Source organism: Marichromatium purpuratum 984 (genome assembly GCF_000224005.2).
Taxonomy (GTDB): domain Bacteria; phylum Pseudomonadota; class Gammaproteobacteria; order Chromatiales; family Chromatiaceae; genus Marichromatium; species Marichromatium purpuratum.
The window spans coordinates 280,059-292,500 of sequence record NZ_CP007031.1; the positions used below are offsets into that span (position 1 = coordinate 280,059).

14 protein-coding genes (1 of these 14 running past the window's edge) are annotated in these 12,442 nt (G+C 67.3%); 6 read left to right on the forward strand and 8 right to left on the reverse strand.

What is annotated here, in order from left to right:
- Positions 1–49 precede the first annotated feature (49 nt).
- From prpC to thiD, 7 genes are all read right to left on the reverse strand, one after another.
- Positions 50–1,204 carry a bifunctional 2-methylcitrate synthase/citrate synthase gene (gene prpC, locus MARPU_RS01240; protein ID WP_005221742.1) on the reverse strand — a complete coding sequence of 385 codons (1,155 nt, stop codon included), beginning with the start codon at positions 1,202–1,204 and terminating at the stop codon, positions 50–52.
- A gap of 92 nt (positions 1,205–1,296) precedes the next feature.
- A complete protein-coding gene (gene prpB, locus MARPU_RS01245) occupies positions 1,297–2,184 on the reverse strand; it encodes a methylisocitrate lyase (RefSeq protein WP_005221740.1) in 888 nt (295 codons plus the stop codon).
- A 93-nt stretch (positions 2,185–2,277) separates the two neighbouring features.
- The gene (locus tag MARPU_RS01250; RefSeq protein WP_005221737.1) at positions 2,278–2,955 is read right to left on the reverse strand and encodes a GntR family transcriptional regulator; all 678 of its coding nucleotides are present in this window, start codon (positions 2,953–2,955) and stop codon (positions 2,278–2,280) included.
- Between the two features lie 216 nt (positions 2,956–3,171).
- Positions 3,172–5,067, reverse strand: a complete 1,896-nt coding sequence (locus MARPU_RS01255) for a propionyl-CoA synthetase (protein ID WP_005221735.1) — start codon at positions 5,065–5,067, stop codon at positions 3,172–3,174.
- 665 nt (positions 5,068–5,732) lie between these two features.
- Positions 5,733–7,016 carry a glutamate-1-semialdehyde 2,1-aminomutase gene (gene hemL / locus MARPU_RS01260; RefSeq protein WP_005221733.1) on the reverse strand — a complete coding sequence of 428 codons (1,284 nt, stop codon included), beginning with the start codon at positions 7,014–7,016 and terminating at the stop codon, positions 5,733–5,735.
- Positions 7,016–7,648, reverse strand: a complete 633-nt coding sequence (gene thiE, locus MARPU_RS01265; protein WP_005221731.1) for a thiamine phosphate synthase — start codon at positions 7,646–7,648, stop codon at positions 7,016–7,018. Before thiE ends, hemL begins: the two co-directional genes overlap by 1 nt.
- Positions 7,645–8,442 carry a bifunctional hydroxymethylpyrimidine kinase/phosphomethylpyrimidine kinase gene (gene thiD / locus MARPU_RS01270; RefSeq protein WP_005221729.1) on the reverse strand — a complete coding sequence of 266 codons (798 nt, stop codon included), beginning with the start codon at positions 8,440–8,442 and terminating at the stop codon, positions 7,645–7,647. Before thiD ends, thiE begins: the two co-directional genes overlap by 4 nt.
- A gap of 282 nt (positions 8,443–8,724) precedes the next feature.
- Between thiD and MARPU_RS01275 the strand changes: the two genes are divergently transcribed.
- The 6 genes from MARPU_RS01275 to erpA all read left to right on the forward strand — a co-directional run bounded on the left by MARPU_RS01275 (position 8,725) and on the right by erpA (position 12,434).
- Complete coding sequence (locus MARPU_RS01275; RefSeq protein ID WP_005221727.1) at positions 8,725–8,889, forward strand: rubredoxin; 165 nt, start codon at positions 8,725–8,727, stop codon at positions 8,887–8,889.
- Between the two features lie 73 nt (positions 8,890–8,962).
- A complete protein-coding gene (locus MARPU_RS01280) occupies positions 8,963–9,466 on the forward strand; it encodes a DUF5063 domain-containing protein (RefSeq protein ID WP_005221725.1) in 504 nt (167 codons plus the stop codon).
- Between the two features lie 108 nt (positions 9,467–9,574).
- A complete protein-coding gene (locus tag MARPU_RS01285) occupies positions 9,575–9,937 on the forward strand; it encodes a HesB/IscA family protein (RefSeq protein WP_005221723.1) in 363 nt (120 codons plus the stop codon).
- A gap of 319 nt (positions 9,938–10,256) precedes the next feature.
- Positions 10,257–11,288, forward strand: coding sequence for an N-acetyl-gamma-glutamyl-phosphate reductase (gene argC / locus MARPU_RS01290; RefSeq protein ID WP_005221722.1), 1,032 nt, complete (start codon positions 10,257–10,259; stop codon positions 11,286–11,288).
- Positions 11,289–11,295: 7 nt separating this feature from the next.
- On the forward strand, positions 11,296–11,985 hold the full coding sequence (locus MARPU_RS01295; RefSeq protein ID WP_005221720.1) for a DUF6776 family protein: 690 nt from the start codon (positions 11,296–11,298) through the stop codon (positions 11,983–11,985).
- Positions 11,986–12,083: 98 nt separating this feature from the next.
- Positions 12,084–12,434, forward strand: coding sequence for an iron-sulfur cluster insertion protein ErpA (gene erpA / locus MARPU_RS01300; protein WP_005221718.1), 351 nt, complete (start codon positions 12,084–12,086; stop codon positions 12,432–12,434).
- A 6-nt stretch (positions 12,435–12,440) separates the two neighbouring features.
- Here the strand turns inward: erpA and MARPU_RS01305 are convergent, their stop codons facing one another.
- Positions 12,441–12,442 carry a 2-nt sliver of a hypothetical protein gene (locus tag MARPU_RS01305; protein ID WP_198015485.1) on the reverse strand. 193 nt of this gene lie beyond the right edge of the window, so a 2-nt sliver of its 195-nt coding sequence is all that appears in the window; its start codon lies off the right edge, out of view; only part of the stop codon is in view: it crosses the right edge, with 2 bases visible at positions 12,441–12,442.

Genomic DNA, 12,442 nt, shown 5'->3' on the forward strand with positions numbered 1-12,442 from the left:
AGCTGGTAGCTGGTAGCTGGTAGCTGGTAGCTGGTAGCTGGTAGCTGGCTCAGCGCTGCTTGATCGGCAGCCAGTTGAGGTCCTCGGGACCGACGTAGTTGGCGCTCGGGCGGATGATCTTGCCGTCCTGGCGCTGCTCGATGACGTGCGCCACCCAGCCGGTGGTCCGCGAGATCACGAAGAAGGGGGTGAACATCGCGGTGGGCACGCCCATCTGCGCGTAGGACACAGCCGAGAACCAGTCGAGGTTGGGGAACATCTTCTTGAGGTTCCACATCACCGTCTCGAGTCGCTCGGCGACCTGGAACATGCGCATGTCGCCATTGCCCTCGGCGAGACGCTTGGCCACGGCCTTGATCACCTTGTTGCGCGGATCGGCGATGGTGTAGACCGGGTGGCCGAAGCCGATGATGATCTCCTTGCGCCCGACCCGCTCGGTGATGTCGGCCTCGGCCTCGTCGGCGGTGGCGTAGCGGTTCTGGATGTCGCAGGCGACCTCGTTGGCACCGCCGTGCTTGGGACCACGCAGCGCGCCGATGGCGCCGGTGATCGCCGAGTAGATGTCGGAGTTGGTGCCGGCGACCACGCGCGAGGTGAAGGTCGAGGCGTTGAACTCGTGCTCGGCGTAGAGGATCAACGAGGTGTGCATCGCGTGCACCCACTCGTCCGAGGGGGTCTCGCCGTGGAGCAGGTGGAGCAGGTGACCGCCGATCGAATCATCGTCGGTCTCGACCTCGATGCGCCGCCCGTTGTGCGAGAAGTGGTACCAGTACATCAGCATCGAGCCGAAGCTGGCGAGCAGCCGGTCGCCGATGTCGCGTGCGCCGGCCACCGACATGTCGTCCTTCTCCGGCTCGAGGGTGCCGAGCACCGAGCAGCCGGTACGCATCACGTCCATCGGGTGGGCCGAGGGCGGCAGCTGCTCGAGCGCGGTCTTGAGCGCCGCGGGCAGGCCGCGCAGGCTCTTGAGCTTGCGCTTGTAGGCGGCCAGTTCGGCGTGGTTGGGCAGACGCCCGTGGATGAGCAGGTAGGCGATCTCCTCGAACTCGGCCTGGTCGGCGAAGTCGAGGATGTCGTAGCCACGGTAGTGCAGGTCGTTACCGGTGCGGCCAACGGTGCAGATGGCGGTGTTGCCCGCGGCGGTGCCGGACAGGGCGACGGACTTCTTCGGCTTGGGCAGCTGGCTCTGCGAGGTCTCGGCCATGATTCTCTCCTCGATCGGGTTGGCCCCGGTCGCGGCACGCGACGGGGCGGGAGACGCCGGTCGAGTGACCGTGCGTCTCCGGCGTCAGCGAATTACTCGGGTTTGCTCTGCTCGAACAGCGCGTCGAGCTTCTGCTCGAAGGCGTGATAGCCGAGGTAGTCGTAAAGCTCCATGCGGGTCTGCATGGTGTCGACGACGCCGGCCTGGGTGCCGTCGTTGCGGATCGCCTGGTAGACGTTGAGCGCGGCCTTGTTCATGGCGCGGAAGGCCGACAGCGGGTAGAGCACCATGGAGACGCCGACCTCGGCCAGCTCGGTGGTCTTGAACAGCGGGGTGGCGCCGAACTCGGTGATGTTGGCGAGCACCGGGACGTCGACCGCGGCAGTGAACTGACGGTACTGCTCCAGCTCGGTCATCGCCTCGGGGAAGATCATGTCGGCGCCGGCCTCGACACAGGCCACGGCGCGCTCGATGGCCGCGTCCATGCCCTCGACGGCGAGCGCGTCGGTGCGGGCCATGATCACGAAGTCGTCACGACGCGCGTCGACCGCAGCCTTGATGCGATCGACCATCTCGGCCTGCGAGACGATCGCCTTGCCCGGGCGGTGACCGCAGCGCTTGGCCGCGACCTGGTCCTCGATGTGGCAACCGGCGGCGCCGGCCTGGTTGAGCAGGCGCACGGTGCGGGCGATGTTGAAGGCGCCACCCCAGCCGGTGTCGGCATCGACCAGCAGCGGGGTCTGGGTGGCGTCGGTGATGCGGCGCACGTCCTCCAGCACGTTGTCGAGGCTGGTCATGCCCAGGTCGGGCAGGCCGTAGGAACCCGCGGCGACACCGCCGCCGGAGAGATAGATGGCGCGGTAGCCGGTACGCTCGGCCATCATCGCGTGATAGGCGTTGATCGCGCCGATGATCTGCAGGGGGCTCTCTTCCTGGACCGCGAGTCGCAGTCGTGCGCCGGCCGTCATGGTGTCGCTCATGGTGTTGGGTCTCCTTGAACCGCCCGGACGCGTGCGGCGTCCGTGACTGTGGTGATTTCGATGCGCGGATCCGGCCCGCGGTCGTCGTCCGCGCTATGGGACGAGGCGCCGGGCGATGGCCTCGCGCGAGGCGCGGATGTGGCGACGCATCAGCCACTCCGCCAGCTCGCCGTCGCGCGCCGCGATGGCGTCGACGACGAGTTCGTGCTCCTTGAGCGCATCCCGCGCCCGCTCGCTCCGCATCCCGAACTGGCAGCGATACATCCGCGCCAGGTGGTAGAGATCGTTGCAGAGGATGTCGACCAGTCGGCGGTTGCCGCCGCCCTGGACGATGCGGAAGTGGAAATCCAGATCCCCCTCCTCCTGGAAGTAGGTCTGCCAGTCGTCGCGGGCGATGTCACCGCGATGATGGGCCAGCAGCGCCTTGAGTTCCTCGATCGCTTCCTCCGGCATGCGCTCGGCGGCGATCCGTGCGGCCATGCCCTCGAGCGCCTCGCGCACGTCGTAGATCTCGAGCAGTTGGTCGCTGTTGAGCTGGATCACTCGGGCGCCGACGTTGGCGCGGCGCTCGACCAGCTTGATCGACTCGAGCCGACGCAATGCCTCGCGCAGCGGCCCGCGGCTGATCCCGTAGCGGGCGGCGAGCACCGGCTCGCTGATCTTGCTGCCCGCGGGGATGCCGCCCTCGACGATCGCCTGACGCATCTGGTCGAAGATGCGATCGGCGATGGTGGAGCTGGGCTCGGTTGAGGCGTTGGAGGCCTTTGTCATCTGGATTGTCGACACTTCAACGGAATGACAGCGAAGATAGCGTGTTTTTCGTCGATGTCAATCCTGATTGTCGACAATGCTGCGGATTGAGCAGGCTGATACTCGATGCTGTCGGGGGAGGGGACGGGCGGACGGGGGAGCTGTGGCGTAGGGTGCGCCGCCCGGTGGGGCGGGCGGCGCACGCGACCGTCCGTGCGGACGGTCGTCGCGGGGGGATCAGTCGTGACGGCCGTAGCCGATGGCGCTGAGCGAGCTGGTGATCTCGTCGAGGATCGAGGGGTCGTCGATGGTTGCCGGTTGCTTGTAGGTGGTGCCGTCGGCGATCGCCTTCATGGTGCCGCGCAGGATCTTGCCCGAGCGGGTCTTGGGCAGGCGCTCGACCACGGCAACGGTCTTGAACGCCGCGACCGGACCGATCTGCTCGCGCACCAGTTTGACCAGCTCCTTCTTGATCGTGTCGAGATCGCGCTCGACCCCGGACTTGAGCACCACCAGGCCGAGCGGCAGCTCGCCCTTGAGTTCGTCGGCGGCGCCGATCACCGCGCACTCGGCGACATCCGGGTGTGAGGCGAGCACGCCCTCCATCGCGCCAGTCGAGAGCCGGTGACCGGCGACGTTGATGATGTCGTCGATACGGCTCATGACGAAGACGTAGCCGTCCTCGTCGAGATAGCCGGCGTCGCCGGTGAGGTAGTAGCCCGGCTCGGCCGAGAGGTAGGACTGGACGTAGCGGGTGTCATTGCCCCACAGGGTCGACAGGCAACCGGGCGGCAGCGGCAGCTTCACCATGATGCGGCCGATGTTGCCCGGCTTGACCGGCTCGCCCTCGTCGTCGAGCACCTGGATGTCGTAGCCGGGGACGGCGCAGGTCGGCGAGCCGGCCTTGACCGGGAGCTGTTCGATACCGATGCAGTTGGCCGCGATCGCCCAGCCGGTCTCGGTCTGCCACCAGTGGTCGATCACCGGGCGCTTGAGGATGTCCTCGGCCCAGTGCAGGGTGTCGGGGTCGCAGCGCTCACCGGCGAGGAACAGCGCGCTCAGCGAGCTGGTGTCGTAGCGCCCGAGATGCTCGGCCTTGGGGTCGGCGCCCTTGATCGCGCGGAAGGCGGTCGGGGCGGTGAACAGCACCTTGACCTTGTGCTCCTCGATCACCCGCCAGAAGGCGCCGGCATCCGGGGTGCCGACCGGCTTGCCCTCGTAGACCACGGTGGTGCAGCCGCGCAGCAGCGGGGCATAGACGATGTAGGAGTGACCCACCACCCAGCCGACGTCGGAGGCGGCCCAGAATACTTCGCCGGGCTGGACGTCGTAGATGTTACCCATGCTCCAGGCCAGCGCCACGGCGTGACCGCCGTTGTCGCGCACCACGCCTTTGGGCTGGCCGGTGGTGCCGGAGGTGTAGAGGATGTAGAGCGGGTCGGTGGCGGCCACCGAGACGCAGTCGGCCGGCTCGGCGGCGGCGAGCGCCTCGGCCCAGCCGAGGTCGCGACCCTCGACCAGGGTGCCGGGCTCCTCGGGGCGCTGCAGCACGAGGCAGTGCTCGGGCTTGTGGGTGGAGAGTTCGATCGCCTCGTCGAGCAGCGGCTTGTAGTGCACCACGCGGTTGGGTTCGATGCCGCAGGAGGCGGCGACGATCATCTTCGGCTTGGCGTCATCGATGCGGGTGGCCAGCTCGTGCGAGGAGAAGCCGCCGAACACCACCGAGTGGATGGCGCCGATGCGCGCGCAGCCGAGCATGGCGATCAGCGCCTCGGCCACCATCGGCATGTAGATGATCACCCGATCGCCCTTGGTGACGCCCTGCGCCTGCAGCGCGCCGGCCATCCGCGCGACCTGCTGCTGCAGCTCGGCGTAGGTGATCACCCGCTTGCTGCCGGTCACCGGGCTGTCGTGGATGATCGCCGCCTGGTCGCCGCGACCGGCGATCACATGACGGTCCACCGCGTTGTAGCAGGTGTTCATCATCGCGCCACTGAACCAGCGGTAGAAGGGCTTGTTGGAGTCGTCAAGCACCTTGTCCCACGGCTTGTCCCAGTCGATGAGGCTGGCCGCCTCCGCCCAGAAGGCCTCGGGGTCTTTCATCGAATGCTTGTAGACGCTCTGATAGTCCATCGCTCTATCCTCTGTGTTGAGATCTGGGCCTCCACTACATCGATGGAAGGCCTTCTGGAACTCGATGCGTGGCGACATTAGTGCCGTGTAAACGAATTTGCAATCATTCCGTCAATGACTGCGGGTCGCGCTCGAGAGGCCGTCGAGGTCGTTGATGAGTGAATTAGCAAAGCGAATATTTCGTATAGGTTGAAGGGGCTTGATCTCCGTTCTGGACCCGGTTATATCGCGCGCGAACGCTGTACGCTTGAATTTAATTTTTTGTTTTTCAAAGGGTTTTGGTCGGGTTCTGGTGCCCGTTGAATTGCCCTGGGGGGTGGCGATGATGATTCGCGCCGTGGCCGCCCGGAATGTCACCCTGAGTGGATGGCGGTGTGTGCGTCGGCGCTGGGTTCGAGGATGTGTTTCATTCGCCTGGCGGCGCCTCTTTTCGAGGCGTTGTCAGCGTATCGTGTTGATTGCGGTGAGAGACGGCCCTTGGCGGCGTTCTCGATTCGTGTCTGCGTCGCGCTTCGTTGGGTGTGCGCGTTTGCGTTTCGTGTGCGGCTGATGGGGCTGGCTGCTGCCAGGTCGCGGCGATTCGGCTGCCGGTGTCGGGTCGGGAGAGGCGGTGGGAGAGCCCGGACGGGCAGGGCCCGTCCGGGTGAGAGGGCGGTCGCCCCGGGTCAGCCGGCGATCTCGGCGAACACCTCGGCGGCGGCGTCGAGGGTGGCCTGGATCTCGGCCTCGCCGTGCTTGATCGAGACGAAGCCGGCCTCGAAGGACGAGGGTGCGAGATAGACACCACGCTCGAGCATGCCGTGGAAGAAGGCCTTGAAGTGGTCCTGGTTGCAGGCGGTCGCCTGGTCGAAGCCGGTGACCGGCTCGGCGCTGAAGAACAGGCCGAACATGGCGCCCGCCTGGTTGGTGGTGAAGGGCACCCCGGCGGCCGCGGCGCGCTCGCGCAGGCCGGCGAGCAGCTCGCTGGTGGTCGCGGTGAGACGGTCGTAGAAGCCCGGCTCGCTGATCAGCTCGAGGGTCTTGAGGCCCGCGGCCATGGCGATCGGGTTACCCGAGAGGGTGCCGGCCTGGTAGACCGGGCCGACCGGGGAGACGTGCTCCATGATCTCGCGCTTGCCGCCGAAGGCGCCGACCGGCATGCCGCCGCCGATGACCTTGCCGAGGGTGGTGAGATCGGGGGTGACGCCGAAGTGGCCCTGGGCGCCGCCGAGCGAGACGCGAAAGCCGCTCATCACCTCGTCGAAGATCAGCACCGCGCCGTGCTCGGTGCAGACCTCGCGCAGACCCTCGAGGAAACCCGGCAGCGGCGGGATGCAGTTCATGTTGCCGGCGACCGGCTCGACGATGATGCAGGCGATCTCGGAGCCGATCTCGGCGAAGGTCTCGCGCACCGCTTCGATGTCGTTGTAGGGCAGGGTGATGGTCAGCTCGGCGAGTGCGGCGGGGACGCCGGGGGAGTTGGGCTCACCGAAGGTCAGGGCGCCGGAGCCGGCCTTGACCAGCAGCGAGTCGACGTGACCGTGGTAGCAGCCCTCGAACTTCACCACCTTGTCGCGACCGGTGTAGCCGCGCGCCAGGCGCAGCGCGCTCATCGTCGCCTCGGTGCCGGAGCTGACCATGCGCACCATCTCCATGCTCGGCACCAGCTCGCAGACGGTGTCGGCCATCTGGGTCTCGACCTCGGTCGGGGCGCCGAAGGACAGCCCCTTACGCATCCGCTCCTCGACTGCGCCGAGCACCTCGGGGTGGGCGTGACCGAGGATCATCGGGCCCCAGGAGCCGACGTAGTCGACATAGCGCTTGCCGTCGGCATCGTAGGCATAGGCGCCCTCGGCGCGCTCGAAGAACACCGGGTCGCCACCGACGCCTCGGAACGCGCGCACCGGCGAGTTGACGCCGCCGGGGATGTGGCGCTGCGCGGCTTCGAAGAGTTCATGGGATCGGCTCATCAGGAGGACTCCTTGGGGAACAGTGAGGTGTAGGCGCGGGCCGCGACGGCGATATCGCCCGCCGCGAAGACTCCGCTGACGACGGCGAGCATGTCCGCCCCCGCCGCGATCAGCAAACCGCCATTTTGTGGCGTGATCCCACCGATCGCAACTCGTGGCAGGTTGATCTCGCGCCGTGCGGCGTCGAGCAGTTCGGGGGTGGCGCGTAGCGCGGCGGGCTTGGTCGGCGAGGCGAAGAAGCTGCCGAAGGCGACATAGCTCGCACCCGCGGCTTCCGCTCGACGGGCGCGTTCGAGCGCGTCGTAGCAGGAGACGCCGATGATGGCGTGCTCGCCGAGCAGGGCGCGGGCGGCGCGCGGATCGCCGTCGTCGCGCCCGAGATGGACGCCGTCGGCCCGGATGCGTGCGGCGAGCGCGAGGTCGTCATTGATGACCAGCCGCGCGCCGCCGGCGTGGCAGCACTCAAGCAGCGCGCGCGCTTGTTGTTCGCGCGCGCGTGCGTCACTCCCCTTGTCGCGGAACTGGATCAGCCGGGCACCGCCGGCGATGGCCTCGGCCACGCGCTCGGTAAGCGGGCGCGGGTCCGGGGCGGTGGGGGTGATGGCATAGAGTCCGTGCAGTTCCCGGCTCATGACGCGGCGTTGGCGTAGAAGCGGTTGGGGGTGAGTTGGCAGCGACCGGTGCGGAAGGCGTGCCTGAGCGTGTTCCAGGTGTAGTCCTGGGCCGCGGCTACCGCCTCGACCATGGGTTCGCCCGTGGCCAGCCGCGCCGCGATGGCACTCGCCAGGGTGCAGCCCGAGCCGTGGTACTCGCCGGGCAGGCGCAGCCAGTGCCATTCGTGGCGCGAGCCGTCGCGACCATAGAGACGATTGGTGACCTGCTCGGTGGTGTCGTGGGTGCCGGTGATCAACACCCAGCGCGCGCCGCTGCCGAGCAGTCGCTCAGCGCATTGTTCCGGGTCCTGCAGGTCGGTGAGGGTGCGCGCCTCGGGCAGGTTGGGAGTCACCAGGGTGCTGCGCGCGATCAGATTGTGGCGCAGCTGATTGAGGACGGCGGCGTCGGCGACGCGCTGGCCACTGCCCGATGCGAGCACCGGGTCGAGCACCAGCGGTAGCTCGGGGTGTTCGTCGGCGAGGGTGGAGATGACGCGGACGGCGCGCGAGCTGCCGAGCAGTCCGACCTTGATCGCGCGTGGCGCGCTGTCGGCGATCAGGGTGCGGCACTGGGCTTCGAGTTGCTCGGCCGGCTGGGCGTGGATGGCGCGCACGCCGCAGGTGTCCTGGTCGGTCAGTGCGCTGATCGCGCTCACCGCGAAGCCGCCGTGCGCGGCGATCGCCTCGGCATCGGCCATGATGCCGGCGCCGCCGCTCGGGTCGTGTCCGCCGATGCAGAGCACTGCCGCTCGCTCAGCGCTGTCATTGGTCATTCGAGATATCTCCGCGAGAGGCCCGGTCTCGGTGCACCGGGCGTGATGGCGACGACTGCCCGGCGAATCTGCGCCCGGCGGTGATCGGGGGCGTGATCGGCCGCCGATCGATGGTGATCGCGAGCGCGTCGCGGGGCATGACCCCGAGCCCGCCGGGACGGTCGTCGACGTTGAAAACCGCGGGGTCTCCCCCGATTGTGTCTGGCAGTATTTAACCGCGCGTGCTGCCCGGGTGTCGACACCATGGCCCTGGCGTGCGGGAGAGCCTGAGGCCTGATCCCGATGAAGACCTATCTCTGTATTGTCTGTGGACTGATCTACGACGAGGCCGAGGGTTGGCCCGAGGACGGCATCGCGCCCGGCACCCGCTGGGCCGATGTCCCGGCCGACTGGCGCTGTCCCGAGTGTGGTGCCGGCAAGGAGGATTTCGAGATGGTCGAGGTGTGACGATCGCGTCCGGATCGAAGGGGTTGGATCAAGTTGGAGTCACTTGGCCGCATTCTCGGCTACACTCCTTGGCATGGAAGTCCTTACCCGCCCATCGCCCGTTTCCGATGCGCCCTGCAGCGAACTCGTTTCGCTGGTGCAGCGCTACTGCAGTCTGATCGAGTCATCGACCCGTGGCCGGTTGCACTGGTTGCCTGAGGTGGCCGTGCTGCTGCCCAGGCTGCATGCGCTCATCGCCCCGTTGAGCGCAGCTGGGCTGGGTGCCGGCCATGTGCCGCCGGTCGATCTCGATGCCCGCTTCGAACTCTTCTCCCATCTGCGTCGGTTACTCGCCGATCGTGACGCCTACTGGCTCGAGTTCGATCTCGCCAGCGAGGGAGACGAGGCCATGTCCGGCAGTCTCGCCGACGATCTGACCGACATCTACTGCGAACTCAAGGCGGGGCTGTGCGCCTACGACGAGGATCCGGAGTGGGCGCTGGCGGCTTGGTGCGCGGGCTATGAGCTGCACTGGTCGCGTCATCTGCTCGATGCTGAGCGCCATCTCTCCATGTTGATCGCCGACGGTCGGCTCTGAGTGACGCGCCCGATCGCTTGAGGCCGGGCGCGCTTGCTGGATGCCCCTGAGTGCTTTTGCTATGCTCAAGAGCTATTTTCCGTTTTCTGAAGAAGAGGTTCGCCCCACATGTCCGCAGCGCTCACCGACGCGGAGCTGACCCTGACGGCACCGGCCCAGGCGAAGATGCAGGAGTTGTTCTCACAGGTCGACGCGACCGTTCAGGGGGTTCGCGTGTTCGCCTCGCCCGGCGGTTGCAGCGGCGTCAGCTTCGGCATGACCTTCACCGACGCCATCAACGACAACGATGGCGTGCTCGAGTGCGATGGCTTCAAGGTCGTGGTCGACGATGGCACGCTGGAGTATCTTCGCGGCGTCGAGATCGATTTCTCCGATGATGGCGAAGGTACTGCGACCTTCGTCTTCAACAACCTCCCCCAGGTCCAGGGCGGTGGTTGCTCCAGCTGTGGTTCCGGCAGCGGTTGCAGCTGATCCCGTCTCGGATCCGCTGGTGCCGGCCCCGTCCGGCACTCGTGCGGCCGCCTTCCGGCGGCCATCGTGCCGAACTCGTCAAGCGAGCACCTCTCGGGTGTCTCGCCAGTGCGTCGGTCGTGCTGTCGCGATCGGCGTGACGCCGATCCCCGCGTGTTCCGTCTTCGCCCGATCATCGATGCGGCGAGGCCCGGTGTTCCCGGTCATTCTCCGTCTCGCTGCCGGGGCGGATCGATGGCGTGCGTTACCGCCCGCTGCCCTCTTATAAGGATTCTCGTCGTGCGCGGTCCGTCGCTGGTCCGTGCATGGAGGCTTGAGCATGTTTAAGGTTGGAATCGTTGGTGGTACCGGTTACACCGGTGCCGAGCTGCTGCGCATCCTGGCGCGTCACCCCGAGGTGGAGATCGCGGTCATCACCTCGCGCGGCGAGGCCGGGCTGCCGGTCGCCGAGCTTTTCCCCCATCTGCGCGGTCATGTCGATCTGTGCTTCAGCGCGCCCGACGCCGAGACCCTCGGCGGCTGCGATCTGGTGTTCTTCGCCACCCCCAATGGCACGGCGATGAAGCTGGTGCCGGAGCTGCTGGCGCGCGGGACCCGGGTGGTCGATCTCGCCGCCGACTTCCGCATCAAGGACGTCGCCGAGTGGGAGCGCTGGTACGGGATGTCGCATGCCTGTCCCGAGCTGGTGGCCGAGGCCGTCTACGGCCTGCCCGAGGTCAATCGTGCGGCGATCCGCGAGGCGCGGTTGGTGGCCAATCCTGGTTGCTACCCGACTGCGGTGACGCTGGGTCTGCTGCCGTTGCTCGAGGCCGGCGTGGTCGATCCGTCGTGGCTGATCGCCGACGGTAAATCAGGGGTCAGCGGCGCCGGGCGCAAGGCCAATGTCGGTCAGCTGATGGCTGAGGTCGGCGAGAGCTTCAAGGCCTATGCCGCCGGTGGTCATCGCCACGGCCCGGAGATCACCCAGAACCTGAACATTGCCGCCGCCTCGCCGGTCAATCTCACCTTCGTGCCCCATCTGGTGCCGATGGTGCGCGGTATCGAGGCGACGCTCTATGCCCGCGAACTCGAGCCGGGTCGGGACCTTGAGGCGATCTACGCGCGCCGCTATGCCGATGAGCCCTTCGTCGACCCGATGCCGGCCGGCTCGCACCCCGAGACCCGCACCGTACGTGGCTCCAACCTGTGCCGTATCGCCGTCACCCGTCAGGGCGACACGGGGGTGGTCGTGGTCCAGTCGGTGATCGACAACCTGGTCAAGGGCGCGGCCGGTCAAGCGGTGCAGAACATGAACCTGATGCTCGGACTCGACGAGTCGCTCGGACTCGACGCCGTGGCGTTGCTGCCCTGAGCCGCCGATGACGCATCGTGCTGAGCGGTCGGCGCGGGGGGGCGCGCTGCTGGCGTGTCTGTTCTTCATTGCGCTCGCCTGCGGCGTTGGCTACGAACTCGGCCGCATCCCGGCGCGCACCCAGCTTGCCCCGGAGTTGGCCAGAATCGCGATCGAGCACGAGGCGCTGATCGGCGAACTCGATGCGGTACGCCAGCAGGCACTGATCCTCGAGCGTGATCGGGCGATCGAGCGCGAGACGGTGCGGGTGCTGCAGTCGCGTCTGGAAGCGGCGCAGGAGGTGCGGCTCGAGCAGGCGCGCGAACTCTCCTATCTCAAGCGTCTGGTGCAGGCCGGTGACAAGGGCGCGGTCCGCGCGCACGATCTGCGGCTGTCGGCGCAGCCACGGCCGCGCCGCTATGGCTACGACTTCCTGCTCACCCAGCTCGTCGACGGGGTGGGTCAGGTCGAGGGGCGGGTGGTGCTGATCATCGAGGGGGTGCGCGGCGACGAGCCGGCACGGCTGCGGCTCGATGAGCTGACTGCCGAGCCGGCGACGATCGACATGGACTTCGAGCACTATCAGCACTGCTCGGGCTGGTTCATGCTGCCCGAGGACTTTGTCCCGCAGCTGGTGGTGATCGAGGTCGAGCCGGACGGCAAGCGTCTGGCGGCAACCAGCGCCTCCTTCCCCTGGCCGCTGGAGCTGATCGACTAGCCTGGCACTGGCGCCGCCGTGTCGGGCGCGTGGTTGAACCCGCCCTCGGCGGGACGCATCTCGGCAGACATCACCATCATCATGAGGATGTCCATGTCATGAGCGCCGATGCCGCGACCGATGCCCCACTGGTCTTCACCCCGTCGGCCGCCTCGAAGGTGGCGGCGCTGATCGCCGAGGAGGGTAATCCGGAGCTGATGCTGCGCGTCTACATCCAAGGCGGTGGCTGCTCCGGTTTTCAATATGGTTTCACCTTCGAGGAGCGTACCGAGGACGGCGACACCGAGGTCGTCACCGACGGCGTCAAGCTGCTCGTCGATCCGATGAGCATGCAATATCTGATGGGAGCCGAGATCGACTACACCGAGGGGCTGCACGGTGCCCAGTTCGTGATCCGCAATCCCAATGCCACCACCACTTGCGGTTGCGGGTCGTCGTTCTCGGCCTGAGCGCACTC

Bases quoted from the DNA above. Each gene is read 5' to 3' on its own strand.
- argC (WP_005221722.1), top strand. From the start codon at position 10,257: ATGTTTAAGGTTGGAATCGTTGGTGGTACCGGTTACACCGGTGCCGAG.
- MARPU_RS01280 (WP_005221725.1), top strand. From the start codon at position 8,963: ATGGAAGTCCTTACCCGCCCATCGCCCGTTTCCGATGCGCCCTGCAGC.
- thiE (WP_005221731.1), bottom strand. From the start codon at position 7,648: ATGAGCCGGGAACTGCACGGACTCTATGCCATCACCCCCACCGCCCCG.
- MARPU_RS01285 (WP_005221723.1), top strand. From the start codon at position 9,575: ATGTCCGCAGCGCTCACCGACGCGGAGCTGACCCTGACGGCACCGGCC.
- MARPU_RS01275 (WP_005221727.1), top strand. From the start codon at position 8,725: ATGAAGACCTATCTCTGTATTGTCTGTGGACTGATCTACGACGAGGCC.
- prpC (WP_005221742.1), bottom strand. From the start codon at position 1,204: ATGGCCGAGACCTCGCAGAGCCAGCTGCCCAAGCCGAAGAAGTCCGTC.
- MARPU_RS01295 (WP_005221720.1), top strand. From the start codon at position 11,296: ATGACGCATCGTGCTGAGCGGTCGGCGCGGGGGGGCGCGCTGCTGGCG.
- prpB (WP_005221740.1), bottom strand. From the start codon at position 2,184: ATGAGCGACACCATGACGGCCGGCGCACGACTGCGACTCGCGGTCCAG.
- hemL (WP_005221733.1), bottom strand. From the start codon at position 7,016: ATGAGCCGATCCCATGAACTCTTCGAAGCCGCGCAGCGCCACATCCCC.
- MARPU_RS01250 (WP_005221737.1), bottom strand. From the start codon at position 2,955: ATGACAAAGGCCTCCAACGCCTCAACCGAGCCCAGCTCCACCATCGCC.
- erpA (WP_005221718.1), top strand. From the start codon at position 12,084: ATGAGCGCCGATGCCGCGACCGATGCCCCACTGGTCTTCACCCCGTCG.
- MARPU_RS01255 (WP_005221735.1), bottom strand. From the start codon at position 5,067: ATGGACTATCAGAGCGTCTACAAGCATTCGATGAAAGACCCCGAGGCC.
- thiD (WP_005221729.1), bottom strand. From the start codon at position 8,442: ATGACCAATGACAGCGCTGAGCGAGCGGCAGTGCTCTGCATCGGCGGA.